The sequence below is a fragment of the Vibrio sp. SCSIO 43135 genome, assembly GCF_023716665.1.
Taxonomy (GTDB): Bacteria; Pseudomonadota; Gammaproteobacteria; order Enterobacterales; family Vibrionaceae; genus Vibrio; species Vibrio paucivorans.
In genome coordinates, this window is the sequence record NZ_CP071860.1 from 995910 (window position 1) to 1011843 (window position 15934).

The 15934-nt window shown below is 45.2% G+C and carries 16 protein-coding genes; 6 read left to right on the forward strand and 10 right to left on the reverse strand.

The features are described from left to right. Positions 1-124: 124 nt before the first annotated feature. Together J4N42_RS18895 and J4N42_RS18900 are read left to right on the forward strand one after the other, a co-directional pair. Positions 125-913 (forward strand): formylglycine-generating enzyme family protein, encoded by a 789-nt coding sequence (locus J4N42_RS18895; RefSeq protein WP_252030967.1) that lies wholly within the window; start codon positions 125-127, stop codon positions 911-913. A 9-nt stretch (positions 914-922) separates the two neighbouring features. Continuing rightward, a complete protein-coding gene (locus J4N42_RS18900) occupies positions 923-2608 on the forward strand; it encodes an alkaline phosphatase family protein (RefSeq protein WP_252030969.1) in 1686 nt (561 codons plus the stop codon). 67 nt (positions 2609-2675) lie between these two features. Here J4N42_RS18900 and J4N42_RS18905 read toward each other — a convergent pair whose 3' ends face one another. After that, entirely contained in the window at positions 2676-3239 is a 564-nt protein-coding gene (locus tag J4N42_RS18905; protein ID WP_252030971.1) for a flavodoxin family protein, read from the reverse strand. Between the two features lie 269 nt (positions 3240-3508). Here J4N42_RS18905 and J4N42_RS18910 point away from each other — a divergent pair, with 269 nt between their 5' ends. Both J4N42_RS18910 and J4N42_RS18915 read left to right on the forward strand, forming a co-directional pair. Then, positions 3509-4315 (forward strand): heparin lyase I family protein, encoded by an 807-nt coding sequence (locus J4N42_RS18910; RefSeq protein ID WP_252030973.1) that lies wholly within the window; start codon positions 3509-3511, stop codon positions 4313-4315. Positions 4316-4571: 256 nt separating this feature from the next. Continuing rightward, positions 4572-5252, forward strand: a complete 681-nt coding sequence (locus tag J4N42_RS18915; RefSeq protein WP_252030975.1) for a DUF1826 domain-containing protein — start codon at positions 4572-4574, stop codon at positions 5250-5252. A 59-nt stretch (positions 5253-5311) separates the two neighbouring features. Here J4N42_RS18915 and J4N42_RS18920 read toward each other — a convergent pair whose 3' ends face one another. Together J4N42_RS18920 and J4N42_RS18925 are read right to left on the reverse strand one after the other, a co-directional pair. After that, on the reverse strand, positions 5312-5752 hold the full coding sequence (locus tag J4N42_RS18920) for a hypothetical protein (RefSeq protein ID WP_252030977.1): 441 nt from the start codon (positions 5750-5752) through the stop codon (positions 5312-5314). A gap of 182 nt (positions 5753-5934) precedes the next feature. After that, the gene (locus J4N42_RS18925) at positions 5935-6342 is read right to left on the reverse strand and encodes a hypothetical protein (protein WP_252034217.1); all 408 of its coding nucleotides are present in this window, start codon (positions 6340-6342) and stop codon (positions 5935-5937) included. A gap of 218 nt (positions 6343-6560) precedes the next feature. Between J4N42_RS18925 and J4N42_RS18930 the strand changes: the two genes are divergently transcribed. Next, entirely contained in the window at positions 6561-7139 is a 579-nt protein-coding gene (locus J4N42_RS18930; protein ID WP_252030978.1) for a sugar O-acetyltransferase, read from the forward strand. Between the two features lie 74 nt (positions 7140-7213). On the opposite strand, the gene J4N42_RS18935 is transcribed toward J4N42_RS18930, so the two are convergent. From J4N42_RS18935 to J4N42_RS18965, 7 genes are all read right to left on the reverse strand, one after another. Then, positions 7214-8119 carry a LysR family transcriptional regulator gene (locus tag J4N42_RS18935; RefSeq protein WP_252030980.1) on the reverse strand — a complete coding sequence of 302 codons (906 nt, stop codon included), beginning with the start codon at positions 8117-8119 and terminating at the stop codon, positions 7214-7216. A gap of 116 nt (positions 8120-8235) precedes the next feature. Further along, positions 8236-9504: a BatD family protein gene (locus tag J4N42_RS18940; protein ID WP_252030982.1), complete on the reverse strand. Its 1269-nt coding sequence runs from the start codon at positions 9502-9504 to the stop codon at positions 8236-8238. Continuing rightward, a complete protein-coding gene (locus J4N42_RS18945; RefSeq protein ID WP_252030984.1) occupies positions 9494-11248 on the reverse strand; it encodes a vWA domain-containing protein in 1755 nt (584 codons plus the stop codon). The genes J4N42_RS18940 and J4N42_RS18945 overlap by 11 nt, the downstream gene beginning before the upstream one ends. After that, the gene (locus tag J4N42_RS18950; RefSeq protein ID WP_252030986.1) at positions 11241-12287 is read right to left on the reverse strand and encodes a vWA domain-containing protein; all 1047 of its coding nucleotides are present in this window, start codon (positions 12285-12287) and stop codon (positions 11241-11243) included. Before J4N42_RS18950 ends, J4N42_RS18945 begins: the two co-directional genes overlap by 8 nt. Beyond that, positions 12284-12877, reverse strand: coding sequence for a DUF4381 domain-containing protein (locus J4N42_RS18955; RefSeq protein ID WP_252030987.1), 594 nt, complete (start codon positions 12875-12877; stop codon positions 12284-12286). Before J4N42_RS18955 ends, J4N42_RS18950 begins: the two co-directional genes overlap by 4 nt. Then, positions 12874-13836 (reverse strand): DUF58 domain-containing protein, encoded by a 963-nt coding sequence (locus J4N42_RS18960; RefSeq protein WP_252030989.1) that lies wholly within the window; start codon positions 13834-13836, stop codon positions 12874-12876. The genes J4N42_RS18955 and J4N42_RS18960 overlap by 4 nt, the downstream gene beginning before the upstream one ends. 12 nt (positions 13837-13848) lie before the next feature. Next, positions 13849-14835 (reverse strand): AAA family ATPase, encoded by a 987-nt coding sequence (locus tag J4N42_RS18965; RefSeq protein WP_252030991.1) that lies wholly within the window; start codon positions 14833-14835, stop codon positions 13849-13851. 227 nt (positions 14836-15062) lie between these two features. On the opposite strand from J4N42_RS18965, the gene J4N42_RS18970 reads away from it, so the two are divergent. Next, entirely contained in the window at positions 15063-15815 is a 753-nt protein-coding gene (locus J4N42_RS18970; protein ID WP_252030993.1) for a substrate-binding periplasmic protein, read from the forward strand. Positions 15816-15934 lie beyond the last annotated feature (119 nt).

Sequence of the window (15934 nt, forward strand, 5' to 3'; positions counted from 1 at the left end):
AGAGTCTTGCGATGGAATAATCATAATTCCCAATGATGTCTATGGCTTGTTATACCCTTTATAACCATTAGGAATGACCATTTTCGGTAGTCTGTTGCCAACTCTTTTGACCGTGAGGCGAAGCATGAACGTTTTAAGCAACAAGTATTTAAGCTCAATCAGCGCCATAACATTGACCCTGGTTATATCAGGCTGTGCGACGGCACCAAGCCACCCGATAGCACAACAAATTAATACCGACATGGTTTTAGTTGAGGGGGGAACGTTTGAAATGGGCTCAAACGCCAGTAATGCATCTAAAGCCGAACAACCCGCAAGAAACGTCAGAGTCGACAGTTTCTACATATCTAAGTTTGAAGTGACTCAGGAATTGTTTGAGTCCGTGATGGGATCATCAATGAGTTATTTTGCCGGCGATGACATCCCAGTCAACAATATCAGTTGGCAACAAGCTAATTACTTTATCGAACGTCTCAACGAACTGACGGGCGAAGAATACCGATTGCCGACAGAAGCAGAATGGGAATTTGCAGCAAAAGGCGGGAATGAAAGCCAAGGCTTTACTTATAGCGGTTCAGACAACATTGATGACGTTGCATGGTACGACGGTAACTCTAACAACCGCGCACACCCTGTTGGCCTAAAACAACCGAACGAACTTGGTCTGTATGACATGACAGGTAATGTCGGAGAATTTGTTATCGATGCATTCGATGACACCTACTATCGCTTTGGCCCAACCGACAACCCAAATAACGCTCAAGATAGCGATGTTAATCTCGCCCATAAATCTCTTCGTGGTGGAAGTTTCTCTTACGGCAAGCACGACTCCGAAAACTTCCGTCGCGATTTCGCCAGTCAGTCTATCATCATGTCTGACATGGGCCTGCGTTTAGCTAAAGATGCACATTAAGGAAAACCTATGCGTTCAATTCAACTTTCGGCATTGTCTCTCGCCCTGCTCTGCAGCCTGCCAACATTCGCAAACGATTCGAAGCCAAACCTAGTACTACAAATCACAGTCGACGGTTTACGTGGCGATCTACTCGATCGATATAAACACAACTTCGGTGACGACGGTTTTCGCTACCTTATGGATACCGGTACACACTACACCAATGCTCATTATGAACATGGGAATACCGAAACCATTGTTGGCCACGTCTCTCTAGCGACAGGCGCACCACCAAGTGTTCACGGGATGGTTGGCAATGTATGGTACGACAGAAACGAACAGCGCATAGTATATAACGTTGAAGATGCTGACTACTCAATGCTCAGTAGCGGTGCTGATGTCGACAAATCGACGGAAATCGATCCAACTCAGAAAGCCGCGCAGCAAGATGGTCGCTCACCAGAGCCTATACTTTCGACCACGTTCAGTGACGAGTTAATTGTCTCCACCAGCGGAAAATCAAAGGCGTTTGCTGTCTCAGTTAAAGATCGCGGCGCGATCTCTCTTGCCGGTCACACAGGTAAAGCATTTTGGTTCTCTAAAGCGAAGTCTGAATTTGTCACTTCTGACTATTACTATGACGCCTATCCTGCGTGGGTGAACCGATGGAACGAAAAGGAATTTGCTAATCAATATTCCGGCAAACGTTGGGAGCTTACCCTACCAAAAGAGAATTACACCTTAGTTGAACACGACCAAAGCCACAAAGTCGATTTAGCGGGATTCAAGCGTACATTCCCTCATCCATACGGACCGGCCAGCTATAAATATTTCAGCACAATGCTAACGTTAAGCCCAGCTGGCGATGAGCTGACTGAAGACTTCGCAAGCACGCTGTTAAAACAAGAAAACCTAGGTAAAGGTGATGTGACCGATTATCTTTCAGTGAGTTTCTCTTCAAATGACTACGTGATTCACATGTACGGTCCAGAGAGCCTTGAAACTGAAGATAATTTGGTCCGCCTCGACCGAACCATCGCTAAATTACTGAATACCGTTGATAACCAAGTAGGGTTAGAGAACACACTCATTGTACTCTCTGCTGACCACGGAGTGCCTGAAGCCTCACCGGCAGCCAATGCTCTTGGCTTTACTCAAGCAAACTACTTCAATCAAGATACACTGTTAAGTGAAGCGCTCTATGCAAGGCTGAACAAAGAGTTCAAGTTAGGCAAAGAAGCAATTCGTATCTACGCTCAACCCTACGTCTACCTCGACCACGAACTCATCAAACGTAAAGGCTTAGATCTAGCTAAGGTTCAGGCCGCCGTTGCCGACGAGATATCACAGGTACCGGGAGTCGCCTATGCCGTGACGAGCACAGACATCGCGAAAAACCAAGTTCCTAACACTCATGTCATGGAGCTGATTAAAAACAACTACCACCCTGCACGCTCAGGCGATGTGTATGTTGTATTCCAGCAGCGCAGCTACATCACAGATATGGAAGGGCTAACCATTGCATCAACGCATGGTTCTCCTTGGCGTTACGATACACACGTACCAGTGATTTTTGCCGGATTCGATATTCCTAAGCAAAAGATTAGCCGAGCCATCACGCCATACGATGTCGCACCAACCCTATCGAATAAACTTGGTATCACCTTACCAAGCGGCGCGACAGGCGAAGTGTTAGAAGAAGTCACACGGTAACGCGTTATGTTTAACCGAAAACACCCACCAATTGGTGGGTGTTTTATTATCTAGTTTAACGCTAGCTCTAACGATTAAGCTTGTTCACTAACGAAGCCACTCGTTCGCCCAAATATTCCGCAGTTACAATATCAGATGGGTGGGCTTCTCCATCAATCCCTTGAGACACAATACCAACTTGTGTCCCTAATCGATTAATCCCGTGCTCCCCAGTATTGGTTATCTTGTCCAATCCTACCCACACCATTCCATGCTGGTTAGCTAGAGTCTGAATATATTGAAGCGTCGATGATTGGTCACCATTCAACGCTCCACCACTGGTAAACCCGGCGGCAACTTTGCTCGCCCATTTTTGGTAAAACCATGTTTCGCTGCTGGCATCAGCGAACGCTTTAAACTGTGCGGCCACGCCCCCCATGTATGTCGGTGACCCAAAAATTATCGCGTCACACTCTGTGAGCGCTTCCAGTATTTCTGTGTTTGTGAAGCGCCCTTCGACAATCTCCTTACCATCGATACGATGAGAGAAAACCTCGGTGCCCCCCTGCTTTTCTATACCAGCGGCAATAGCCCTTGCAATCTGACCGGTGATATCTGTTTGCGTAAAATAGACAATAGCAATCTTAGCCAAAATACTTTCCTTCCTATGCGTGAGTTGTACGAAACGACGCACAGACTAAGACCTCAACCTAAGTTGAGGTCAAGAGGTATTTGAAACTAATCATTTTTGAAGCTTTTAAAGCTATCGAGTTTGTTAGCGTATTAGTAAGTGAATATAGGGTTCAGTTTAAGCGTCATAATGACGTCACCATCCATGTATCAAGCGTCTATTTCTCTTGAGAATGCAGTTAGCTAATCTATACTTCGTTAACTTTCCATTATTTAAGTAAAGGATTACTTGTGAAGACGTCTCTTATAACCGCGTTATCGCTTTTTGCTTTAGTTGGGTGTGAAACCACTGCTTATAAAGACTTTGGGCAATTCAAACGTTCGCTCAACACCAGAAGCTACGGATACCAGCAAGTGGCCGACCCTATTGATCCTAGCAACAAAGAATTAGTCGAATATTTTGAGGTTCGAGATGGAGATTGTTCATCTAATGCGGGTTGGAGTGACTGCGCCAATGATAGAGAGCGAAGCGAGTTATCTCAGAAAACAAACCGGCAAGTTAATGGCAGTGAATATTGGTACGCGTGGGAGATATACTTTCCGGAGGATTACCCTAGTGTTTACCCAACAAAAGTAGCTTTAGGCCAGTTCCACCAGGTCAATGCAGCACCTGTGTTTATGTTCCAGAATCAATCACCACCTCTCAACGACACTTGGATTCCAGCTAAAAAAGGCGGTTATCACCTTGATAGACAAGTGGATGGCCAGACTGAAACTGTATGGGAATTAATACCAGAAGAAGAACTAAGGGGTAAATGGCACCGAGTAGAACTGCACGTTCGTTGGTCAAAAGACACCGATGGTTTCTTTAAGGCATGGATCAACGGCAAAGAAAAAGTGCGTTTTAATGGGCAGACCCTTTTTGCATCGAAAGCCTACTTCAAGTACGGCCTTTATCGGACATATGTATCGAGATACAAAGAGCTTAAAAAGAAAGACAAAATACCAACACAAAGTGTTTATTATCGCTATGTGACTCGTGGTTTAACAAAAGAATCAGTGCAACCTGGTTATCAAGAAGTCGCTGTAAACGAGTAGCCGACCAGAAAACATGCGGGACTATCTAGTCGCTTGATAGTCCTGCATCTCATGTCCCAAATTAAGTTCCCTATTGCAGCTTTCTGCACTACTCCTCAGCAATTCATTTGATTCAGTCAAAATTATTAGCTAATCCGCGGACAAACTCTCTCATCAAGCAACATTTGTTATGTTATAACATTTCGTGTAATTTATTGTTCTCTGTAACAGTCAGTGCAGAGAATTTTGGTTTTTGAATATGACACGGAGGTATGACATGAATTCCGCTTTATCCGAATCACCTTCCCGAATAGCTATAGAAAAAGGAAGTGCCCTGCAATCGTGTAGTACCGGTAAAAAAGCCAAAGTGCTTGGCGACATCTACCAAGAGCACCTCAATATAGCGATTTGGCAACGCTCTTTTGGTAGCGAATTCAAACGATCTCTACAGGAATTCGTGGACTCCCACCCTCAGTTCAACAAATCACTTTCTGTTTCACCTAGCAATGCGCTCGCCGCGCTGGAGAAAGCGACAGATGGAAGTGCACCAGCAGTTTTGCTAGAAGACCTTGCAGAACTTGTCGATATGTTTTGCTGTCTGTTTGATCTAGAAGACGTCGGGCTTCGCATCGCGGTATTAAGTAATGCGATGTGTCCGCGTTTTCATGTAGATAAAGTACCTTGCCGCTTAGTGACAACGTACCACGGAGTCGCGACTGATTGGTTACCAAACTACACACTCGATCGAACCAAACTGGGTAGGGGCAGTAACGGCCAAACAGATGCGGAATCCGGCTTATATGCTGATGAATCAGACATACAGTGTATGTCTACTGGAGACGTCGCTCTTTTGAAGGGGGAAACTTGGATAGGCAATGAAGATAATGCACTTGTCCACCGTTCTCCTATCAACTTCTCTGGAGAAGCGCGTTTGTTAGTTACGATTGATTTCGGCTAACCAAAAATAAACCGATACGACGCTCATCTGTTTATCTGGGCTCTCGTATCGGTTTTGTTTTATAGATCGTTTGGCACGACTGCGGCTTGCTTACCTACCTGTACAATCTTTCCACCATGTGTATCGGCATAGTACTTGGCTTCAGGCTGGGTTGAAAACCACAACACGGGATAACCCGCTTCTCGCAGCTCTGCGCTGTATGGCCGTAATGAGCCCTTCGGAGCCTGAGTAATCTGATGTTTGAAATCCGCCCAACAGTTTGAACCATTTTCTGCAGCCAAAAGGTTTAAAAGATGTTTACGCTGAATCATCGACGCGTTCTTTTTAAGCTCTGGAAGTGAAATATTGGTGAGTACTCGGGCATCGAGCAAACGTCTTAGTACAGGTAATGAATCTGCCAGTGACGTAGATTGGGCAGCTTTTTGCAGCACCTTCGCTTCACGAAGCCACAGTTGCAGATCAGGGTTGCCTTGATGACATAGATTGTCTTGATGACGCATATCGTCCTCCTCGTATTCAACCTACTCGCTATTGGTTGTGGGATGATATGCAAGTGAAAGCTTGCGATGTTTTAATATAACGTTGGTACTATCGTTTTTGCGAGGTAGGCATCCAACCAGCCTGCAATTAGGTTACTACCCCTCTATGGATTTATCAACCTTGGATAAATCAACCAAAGAAACTACCTTTTCTTACCTTGCTTAAGCAGTATTTCCTGCCATGCTTCGCTACCGTCACGTTTGCTCACATCATACTCTGAACAAAACTGGGAAATGGTCATATTGTTGTCGCCGGTCGCCAGCTTTAACGCGAGCTCCACGCGTTGAAGTTTACTTTGCAGGCGTAAGATCTGGCCTGCGTTAGGGCTTTTTTCTTTGGCATACTTTAAAGCAGCGTGTTTACGTTCTGCAGCACCAGCTCTTCGATCCGCTACACCAAGCATGTGCCTTAACTGCGCGACACTTTTCCCTTTTTTAAAAGCAGGTTCCAAAAGCTCGACGCACTCATCGAATGTACGCTCTTCGGCATAAGGATCAATTTTATGAGCTTGTTGGCGCATCCATTCCAGCGCGAGTTTTTCATCTGACATCATGAAATCTTTACGAATAAAAGGCCCTTTATACTATCGCTTATTAGCAAACGGCTGCAATAACAGTTTCCAACCAGTGACCTTTGATCAACCTTAGCCCGCGTAATTGATTAGTTAGTGAACCAATCAACCAAAAATAATCTTTATTGCATCCTGCAATTCTCTTCGCGTGGTAACATCTGCCCGCCCTATCCGTAACGTATAGAAGTTGAAAAACGATGACCGAATTTGAAAAAATGCTCGCAGGCGAAAACTTTGACGGTGGCGATCAAGATATCAATCGCATACGTGATGAAGCCTCTCAGCTATTGAACTCTATTAACCAAAGCGTCACTCAGTCTGAACAATACCCTCTGTTTGAGCGGTTAATGGGAAAGATTGATGATTCAAGTATCATTCGACCGCCATTTCACTGTGAATTCGGCAAAACAATCTTTGTTGGAAAGCACACTTTTATAAACATGAATGTAACCATGTTAGATGGCGCAAAAATCACCATCGGCAACAACGTGTTAATTGGGCCTAGCACTCAATTTTATTGTGCCAGTCATTCGCTCGACTATCGCGATCGCCGCAGCTGGGAAACGCACTGCGCGCCAATTACCGTCGAAGATGATGTTTGGATTGGTGGAAATGTCGTGATCAATCAAGGAGTCACAATCGGAGCTCGCTCCGTTATCGCCGCAAATTCCGTCGTCAACTCTGATGTGTCACCTGACTCACTATACGGAGGCACTCCTGCGAAACTAATACGCCACATTCACGAAAACGAACGTGATGAGATCAGCGATAAGTAACTGGCGTAGATTTGGTTAGAAGAACTCTTTCGCTCTTTCAGTAAAAAGCCCATCGTTTGATGGGCTTTTTACTATTACGTAATGCGCTGCTTGGCGGCTTGTTTAATCTTATCTCTTAACCAGCGGTGTCCCGATTCAGAGGTACGGCTGGGGTGCCAAATCATACACAAATCAATATTGGGTAAGTCAAAAGGCAGTGGTACCGCTTTTACGCCATAACGCTCAGAAAAGTCGTTAACCGTTGATTCAGGCAACATTCCGATGCGTTCCGAGCCTTGTATTACTGGGAACATCTCAATAACACCTGCCGCTCGGTACACAATCTTCCTTTGGTCTAAATCACCGAAATCATCTGATGATAATAGGCTTCGACGAGTATGCCAGCGTGACACAACCACATGTTCTTCTTCCAGAAATTGTTCCATGGTGATGCTGTCGTCTACCCTTGGGTGATCTTGATTACAAACCACAACTAAGTTTTCGTTAGAAATCACATCGTATTTTAAGGAAGTTCGTCCTCTTGGCGTCATATCGATGATCAAATCGTGTCGCTGTAATCTAAGGTCGGACTCATAATCTTCAGTAAATAGCGGGTGGACTTCGAGTGAAATATTGGGTGCGACTTCGCTGATAAGGTTCATAACCTTAGGCATCAAGTCATAATTTGCAGGTGACACACAAGCTATCGAGAAAATCCGATTCGTCACTTTTGGGTCAAAGTCACGGGAGGCATTGAGTGTTGAAGTATAGTTTTTTAACGCGGCTGACATTGCAGGGTAAATATCACCTGCAAACGTAGTAGGCTCTACACCAGACGTATTGCGATGAAACAGAGGGTCGTCGTATATGTCTCGCATTCGAGCGAGCGCTTTACTTACTGCTGGCTGGCTGATATCCAACCGATTTGCAGCCTTAGAAAGATTCAGTTCTTCGTAAATGGCGACAAAAATCGGAATAAGATTGAGTTCTGTGTTTTTCATATAATCCTATAAAGAAACAGTAAGCCAGAACCCTAATGATAGTGAACTAACTTACTGTTTTCGAGGATTATTCATAAACTATGATGGTGAATTCATACTTTCCGTGCCGTTTGAACTCACTCGTTGAGCTTTTTTAGCGCTTTAGGAATAAGCGTTCTCTTTATCACTGATTTACGCTTTATATTTCGCCACAATGAAACAAAGATCTTCGACTCTGTACTACCAGATTGAAGTGCCTGAGATTCTGCCTGCCACAATTCGTTGTCTTGGTGTTTCGCTAGCTCTACCTCTTGGTGTTGTAAGCGCAACTTGCGATAAATGGTCACACGCGCTTCTGACCAACGATGTGATTTAATCGCCACTCTAAGTGTCCACCATTCCGGCGCGCCATGGGTTTTGATATGGTTGCGAGCAACAAAAAAACCAACAATCAAGCCGAAAGTTAATACACCCAAACAGACCAACCAAAGCCAGTAAGCAGACAACCATGAACTTAAGGTATGACTCACCTCAACGGTTTTCCCTTCAATGGTCACCAACTCCAATTGTTGCTTGTCGCTGTTCCACCATTTCAGCTCAATTGCAGGGAACTCAATCTCACCTCCCTGCTGCAACACGTAAGTTTGCTGCTCTATGCGCTCCGAACGATAGTTACCCCGCTCTTGGCGATCATCAAACTGGGTTGGCTGAACATAGGTTTGATAACTATCTTGAGAATCGAGTGACAACATCTGTGGAATAAGAATAGACAATGTGTCGTCCGCTTTTAAGGTCACGGTTCGAGTGATCGCCTGACCAACTTTGAGATCATCGGTAGACGTTTGCCATTGCTGCGACACTTCTACACTGCTTGCATTGAGCCAAGCTTCGTCTTTCGCAATCATGCCACTTGGTGTCGTAACCTCAAACGTCATAGGCTTGGTATAGAGCGTAACATTTTTCGACTGACCACTTGGTAGTGACACCGTCACCTCAACCGCAATTGGTGCAATCGTGTATTGCCCTGCTTTCTGAGGGTACAACGTCAGCTCCCAACGTTGTTTCGACCATGTATTGCCTTGCCTACGCTCCGTATAGTTAGTTGCCATAGGATTGCGTTGTTTAACAATCACATCTGCCATTTCTAACCCACCAATACGAGTACCGCTGGTAAACCAGCGTGGTGTACCCACATCAATAGACAAGATAATTTGTTCTTTTACAGTAAAAGTTTGCGGCGACGTTGCAGCTTTATCACCCACCCAGGCTGATAATTCAACCGAAGTTTTACTGTCTTTGACCGTGTCATTCTTAAAGCTGCTTGCAGCATGAACTGCACCTGAAAACAGCAAACCGAAGCCCACAAGAACAGGTAAGAAATAACTTCGACATATTCTATTGAGCATCCGTTTCACCTTGTTTCGTTGTTGATTGGTTTTTCTGATCACGGTATTGAATATGAAATTTGGCTTGAAGGAATAACTTCGGATCCGATTCAACCCTAGTCAGCCATTTATTCGCTAACTCCTCACTGCCTAATATTTCGTTAGCATTTAAGGTTTCACGCTTCATTAGCTCGGCAGCTGCTTGCTCTTCTGCCCCTTCACTGGTTCTCGGGTTGTCACCAAGCTCTATGGATTCCTCCATGCTCTCTGTGGTGTTAGTTTGACTTTCACTGACGCGGTCAATTTCTTCTATCAACGCATTAATCACTTGGTAGTTATGTGCCACTTTTTCACGTAATGCAGGTTCTAAGTCTTCTTTATCTAGCAGGGCCTTAAGTACTCCACGTGCGGCCATGTACTCACGTTGCCTCGCTAATGCACTGGCCGCATAGTAATAACCCAAGTTGCTATCAGCGGAGATAAACTCACTATGAGCCAACTCAAATTCTCGCGCGTAATAAAAGCTCACCCCTTTACGTATCGGATCTGAGAAATGCTTTGCTGCTTCGAGGTATTGCTGATCATTAAGCAACAGTTGCCCTTGCTGATCCGCTGTAAACCATAAGTCCATCCACCATTGGTAAATTTGACTGCTAAAGCTTCTCTTTTCTTGGCTTTCCAGTTCGCCTTTATTAGCTTTTTCTGCGCTCGATAGTTCAACTGTTTGCTCATATCTTGAAGTATCATCCGCCGCCTGAGAGGCATAAGCTTGGCTTGGTGATAACATAGGCAATGACACAATAAGCAACACACTCCACTGTACAAGCCAGCCTTTTCTAAACCAAAGCATCAATAGTAACGCGGCTGGGAAAAGCAGCAGGTACCCCATGTCTTCCCAAGGCATTGCAGAATCTCCGTTCATTTGCATGTGCCTTTCTACAAACCGACCAAGCGCGTCGATATCTGTACTATCGATAGTCACTTCAACCAAACGCCCGTTGGTAACATCAGCGAGTTTATCTAACGACGCCATATCCAATGGTCGCTGCGTATCAATGGTTGGATTCCCCATTGCCAAAATGAGTAATTGGCTTTCATGCTCAGAGAAGTAGCGTTTAAAATGTTCGATAGTGCTTGGCGTTACGCCATCGGTAATGAGCAAAACCGTACTGCCCGGAAGATCAACCAATTGATCTTTGATAATCGGAAGTGCTTTTTCCGCAGATTTACCTCCAACAGGCATAACGTCCGAATCGATAGCAGCTAAAAACGGTGCAAACACGCGCTTATCCTGAGTCGGTGGCATTACGGTGTGAGCTGATCCCGAATAAACGATCAACCCAGTTCGGCCACCCTCACGCGTTTCAAGCAAATCATGAACCTTGTGCTTAGCGCGCTCTAGTCGGCTAGGTGCGACGTCTTGTTGCTTCATGCTTTCGCTGACATCAAGCACGATAGAAAGTGTCGCTTTATCTTCTCCAAATGGCGAAGCCGTGCGCTGCCAAGTGGGTCCAGCGCAAACAACGACTAGAAAAAGTAAACCAACAAATAATACTTTGAGCGGCAATTGCCTTTTCCATCCCTGATCATTGACGGTTAATGCAGCTTTAAGATGCGCAGGCAACAACTCTGCGAGTTGATTGTCGTTACCTTCATGCAAACGTAAGTAAAACACTATGCACAGCGGTATCAGGGTTATCAGCCATAACGGTCGAATAAAGTGAAATTGGCTGATAACTTCACTTACAAAAGAGATATCAAACATGATTTTGCTCCTTTCTCGATTCCATATTAATGGCTCGACTGCGCAGCTTTTTCGTCAAAGTAACCGCCCCAAAGGCGATAAGATTGAGCAAAACAATCGCAATAACAAAATAGTGATGAATACTCTGTTTTGGGCGGTAAGTAGTACTTTCATAAAGCTGCGGCTCGATGTCTGAAATCACGGAATACGCCTCGCCAAGTGCCTGTCTGTCGAGTGCTTCAAAAGACTGCCCACCGGTTTCTTTCGCCACCCGGTTTATGGTATCCATATCTAAAGCTTGCTCGCCCACCGTTGTTGGATCGCCCATTGCAATCATATGAATGCGTACGCCTTTCACCGCTGCAACTTTTGCTGCATCAATTGGCTCAACAAAGCTTCCTGTATCGTTACCATCGGTAAGCACGACAACGACTTTTTCTTTCTCTGGTTCATTCGGCGCTTCCGCCTGTTGTTGATCATCGAAAACCTTTATCGCTAGCCCTATCGCGTCGCCAAGGTTGGTGCTTGGGCCTGCCATAGCCACTTCCGTTTGTCTCAATAGTTCTAGCCATGCTTGATGATCCGCTGTAAAAGGCGCTTGCACGAACGCTTCGTCACCAAACAAAATCATTCCTAGCCTGTCCCCTTCGCGTTGCTTGGCAAACTCTTCTAACACTTGTTTAGCCGCGTCGAGACGATCAACTTTCTTACCTGAGTCAGACACAAAATCTCGCTCAGACATTGAACCCGATAAATCGAGTATCACCATCAAGTCGCGACCAATACTCTCTTTAACAATGGGTGTACCCAGCGTCATCGGTTTAGCCAATGCCGTTACAATAAAAACCCAAGAAAGAATCAGCACAATACGTTGCCACCACCTCGGCCGAAGCTGTTGCGCCCCCATACTGGGTGATTCACCTAACGCTTCGACAAGCTGAGCGAAGAAAGGCACCTTAGTAGCCGATTGTTTCGTTTTATATGCAGGGAGCAGCCAGTAGACGACCAATGGCAGCGGCAGGATGACAAACCATAATGGATGAGCCAATTCAATGTTCATAGCAGCCCTCCTTTTCGTTGACTGGCGGTTGAGCCCTGCTCTAAAGCCTCGTTTGACTCTAAAACGTCAGTGGAAAACGCCGCTTGGTGTGATTTCACCCAATAGGACAAATCTCTCGCTAACAACTGTCGTTCTTCAGGGCTTAGTGAACAATCAGGCTGCACAAGCGACTGCATCCACTTTCTGCCAACCTCTGTCGTGAATCGAAAACTGTCAGTTTGGTTTGGCAGCCTTTGCCCCTTACTCAGTAAGTAACTATCCAGACAAACAAGAAAAGGTTCACCATACAAAGAAGCGTGCTGTGGGTTTAGGTAAACCATTACCGACTTAGTCAGGTTAAATAGCGCTTGTTCAGATGAAGGACTTTCGAGATTAATGAGCTTAAGTTGCTCTATCGCTTCAGTACGATACCGGTTGTGCCACCAATGCTTAACGCCAAGATAAGTGGCATAGGTAAGCAAAGCTACAAGGAGCACCGCAATGATCTTCCAGCCTAGAGTTTGCGGAAGCCAACTGACTGATTCCGGCACTTCTACATCGATTAAGTTACGTAATATGTAAGTACTTGGAGGCGTATGTTCAGACATCATCGTCCCCCAACCATTTTCTTAAACTGTGTTAGGTGTTCGCCTGACGTATCAAGCTCCACCAGCGGAATGTGGTGTGCTCGCATCATCTTACTTAGCTGTTGTTGGATGTGACCGTGTTTATGCCTAAAGTGCTGATTCACTTGATTAAGTGCAGCAGCTTCATTCACGCTCAACTGATAAGTACCATCCCCCATTACCCAACCTCTATCAGCGGCTTCGTCAGGCAGTTTCTGTTCAAAAGGGTCACTAATTTTCACGGCGAGCAGGTCATTGTGTTGCTGAAGCTGCTTGAGCAAATCCACGTCAGATTGCTCTGCGTCAGACCAGTCACTAATAAAAACGAGGGTACACGCCCTTAGTTTGAGGCGATTCAGTAAAGACACGATCTGAGAAAACGTTGGGGTACTGTCGGAAACAGAATGAACGTTTAGTTCTTGGTTGATATTGGACAGTAACTTAAGCCTTGCCAATAAATCGTTTTGTGAGCGTTTGGCCTTACTCCAATTTAATCCGTTATTTCCAGCGATAAGAAAACCGACTCTATCGCTGTCTTTCAAAACTCGCCATCCACACAAAGCTGCCACTTCAGCTGCGACCACAGATTTCATGACTTCAACAGAGGAAAAAAACATTGAGCTACGTTGATCAACGACAATCACCACATTGCGATCTTTTTCTTCGGTATAGCTGCGCACGTGAGGTTTCCCAGTACGCAGTGTGACCTTCCAATCAAGATTTCGAATATCATCGCCAAGTTGATAATGACGTAGTTCTTCGAAGTTTAATCCTCTGCCACGAAATGTAGATTGGTGTCGACCAGAAAGCGCACTTCCCGCTTTCAGTTGCGGCAATAAAGTGAAAGACTGCGATTGTGCTTGAAGCTTAACTAACCTCGCATAGTCACAATACAGCCGAGGATCTAACGACTGACTTTGTGGGGGTGTAACCGGTTTAACCATGGCCTTTGCCCCTTAGCCGATGGCAACATGATCAAGCAGTAAATCGACCACCATTTTCTGGCTAATGCCATCTGCCAATGCATCGTAAGACAGACTAAATCTATGGCCGAGTACATTATGGGCGATAGCTCTCACGTCATCAGGCAATACATGATCGCGACCGTGCAACCATGCTTGTGCACGAGCACACTTGTCGAGTGCAATGGAAGCACGAGGACTTGCACCCACATCAATCCATTTTTCTAGGTCAGTGTTAGGGTAACGTTTTGGCTTACGCGTCGCCATGACCAAGGCAACAATATAGTTTTCAACCATTTCCGAGACATTCACCGTTGCTAGCTCATTGCGAGCTTCTAAGATGGTGTTTGGGTCAAGAACACTTTGAGTACTCGAGCCTGCTTTACCAGTTTTCTCCGCTAGCTCTTCACCGCGAACCAAACGAATAATGTCTCGCTCTGCATCATCTTCTGGATAATCGACGGTAACCTTCATAATGAAGCGGTCCATCTGCGCTTCAGGTAGTGGGTAAGTCCCCTCTTGTTCTACAGGGTTTTGCGTCGCAAGCACCATAAACAAATCAGGCAAGACATGACTTTTCTCGCCCACTGTCACGGTCGATTCCGCCATCGCCTCTAATAATGCAGCTTGTACTTTAGCAGGAGCACGGTTGATTTCGTCCGCTAGCACAATGTTGTTAAAGATTGGGCCTGGCTGAAACTTTAGCTGCGGCTTGCCATCAATTTCTTGATAGCTTTCCGTGCCCGTAACGTCAGAAGGAAGAAGGTCTGGGGTAAATTGAACACGTCCGAATTGGCTGTTTAGGCTACTGGCAAGTGATTTTACCGAGCGTGTCTTTGCGGTTCCCGGTAAGCCTTCTAATAGAACATGTCCATTGGTGAGAAGCCCAATAACTAAGGCACGAACAACATGTTCTTGGCCGATGACGTCACTTTCTACACGAGTGATGAGCTCACTCACTTTGCTCTGCAGCTGATTCATTGAAACCTCTTAGATCCAATCTAACGCGAATAAAATTGTCAGCTTCAATTTTAAAAAATTCAGAGATAACTATTGGTTATAGTGATTATGGGAATCGGTAGTCTGCGCTGAAACTCGAGTAGTGATAGGCCCCTCATTGTAGGCACTTCGTCGTGGTAGTACTTATTAATCTGCGCCTGTAGCTTCTATAGTTAATTCATGACATTCACTTTCCATGTATTTTGGGTATGCAAGCTAAGTCGTTATTTTTCCTGCTAGTTATGTTGTCATTTAATGCGATGTCACAAGACATTAAAAACGTTTCGCTGGTATGTGCGGAGTGGCCAGATTACACCAACAGCGACGGTACTGGGGTGTATTGGGATATTGTCAGGGAAGTCTATGAACCGTTAGGGATTCAGCTTACGCTGAGAACAGTTCCATGGAAGCGAGCGCAACATATGGTCAAAGCCAAGACCGCTGATGCGTACGTCGGTGATTACTATGACTTTGTGAAACATAAAATCGACTATATCTACCCTAAAGAACACCTCAGCATTGAAGAGCATGTCAGTATCATATTCAAAAGCGGATTGAAAAAGGAATGGGACACTTTAGGCATCGAGATGTTAAGTGGCAAAACCGTTGCTTGGGTAAGAGGTTATAGTTATGACACCAACTTTCTAAGCGATATCAGTTTAAAACCGCTAGAGACCAACGATTACTCTCAAGCGCTTAAACTACTCGAGCACAACAGAGTCGATGCCGTGTTGGACTACCAATCTAATTTTAAAAAATCTTTTGCCTACAATAATCCGGATTATTCGATTGAACCCGCTAAGCAAGGTGAGAAACTGTTCGTTGTATTCTCCAACTCGGAAAAGTCTGTGTCATTGGCTAAGATGTTTGATGACCGTATCAAGCTGCTAAGGGAGCAAGGCAAAATTTCTAAAATATACGCTCATTACGGTTTGGAGCCACCGCTCGAGTTTTCGAACTAGCACTCCCCCAGCAATTCACCTCCACATCGCTCAAACCGCCTACGACAAATGTCCCGAGTATGACCCAGTTAACACTAACCTTTAGCACTCTTACGACCAGAAGAACCTTAATACCACAT

Excerpts from the sequence above, each read along its gene's own strand:
- J4N42_RS18895 (WP_252030967.1), top strand. The coding sequence starts at position 125 with ATGAACGTTTTAAGCAACAAGTATTTAAGCTCAATCAGCGCCATAACA.
- J4N42_RS18900 (WP_252030969.1), top strand. The coding sequence starts at position 923 with ATGCGTTCAATTCAACTTTCGGCATTGTCTCTCGCCCTGCTCTGCAGC.
- J4N42_RS18915 (WP_252030975.1), top strand. The coding sequence starts at position 4,572 with ATGAATTCCGCTTTATCCGAATCACCTTCCCGAATAGCTATAGAAAAA.
- J4N42_RS18920 (WP_252030977.1), bottom strand. The coding sequence starts at position 5,752 with ATGCGTCATCAAGACAATCTATGTCATCAAGGCAACCCTGATCTGCAA.
- J4N42_RS18925 (WP_252034217.1), bottom strand. The coding sequence starts at position 6,342 with ATGTCAGATGAAAAACTCGCGCTGGAATGGATGCGCCAACAAGCTCAT.
- J4N42_RS18930 (WP_252030978.1), top strand. The coding sequence starts at position 6,561 with ATGACCGAATTTGAAAAAATGCTCGCAGGCGAAAACTTTGACGGTGGC.
- J4N42_RS18935 (WP_252030980.1), bottom strand. The coding sequence starts at position 8,119 with ATGAAAAACACAGAACTCAATCTTATTCCGATTTTTGTCGCCATTTAC.
- J4N42_RS18940 (WP_252030982.1), bottom strand. The coding sequence starts at position 9,504 with ATGCTCAATAGAATATGTCGAAGTTATTTCTTACCTGTTCTTGTGGGC.
- J4N42_RS18945 (WP_252030984.1), bottom strand. The coding sequence starts at position 11,248 with ATGTTTGATATCTCTTTTGTAAGTGAAGTTATCAGCCAATTTCACTTT.
- J4N42_RS18950 (WP_252030986.1), bottom strand. The coding sequence starts at position 12,287 with ATGAACATTGAATTGGCTCATCCATTATGGTTTGTCATCCTGCCGCTG.
- J4N42_RS18955 (WP_252030987.1), bottom strand. The coding sequence starts at position 12,877 with ATGATGTCTGAACATACGCCTCCAAGTACTTACATATTACGTAACTTA.
- J4N42_RS18960 (WP_252030989.1), bottom strand. The coding sequence starts at position 13,836 with ATGGTTAAACCGGTTACACCCCCACAAAGTCAGTCGTTAGATCCTCGG.
- J4N42_RS18965 (WP_252030991.1), bottom strand. The coding sequence starts at position 14,835 with ATGAATCAGCTGCAGAGCAAAGTGAGTGAGCTCATCACTCGTGTAGAA.
- J4N42_RS18970 (WP_252030993.1), top strand. The coding sequence starts at position 15,063 with ATGCAAGCTAAGTCGTTATTTTTCCTGCTAGTTATGTTGTCATTTAAT.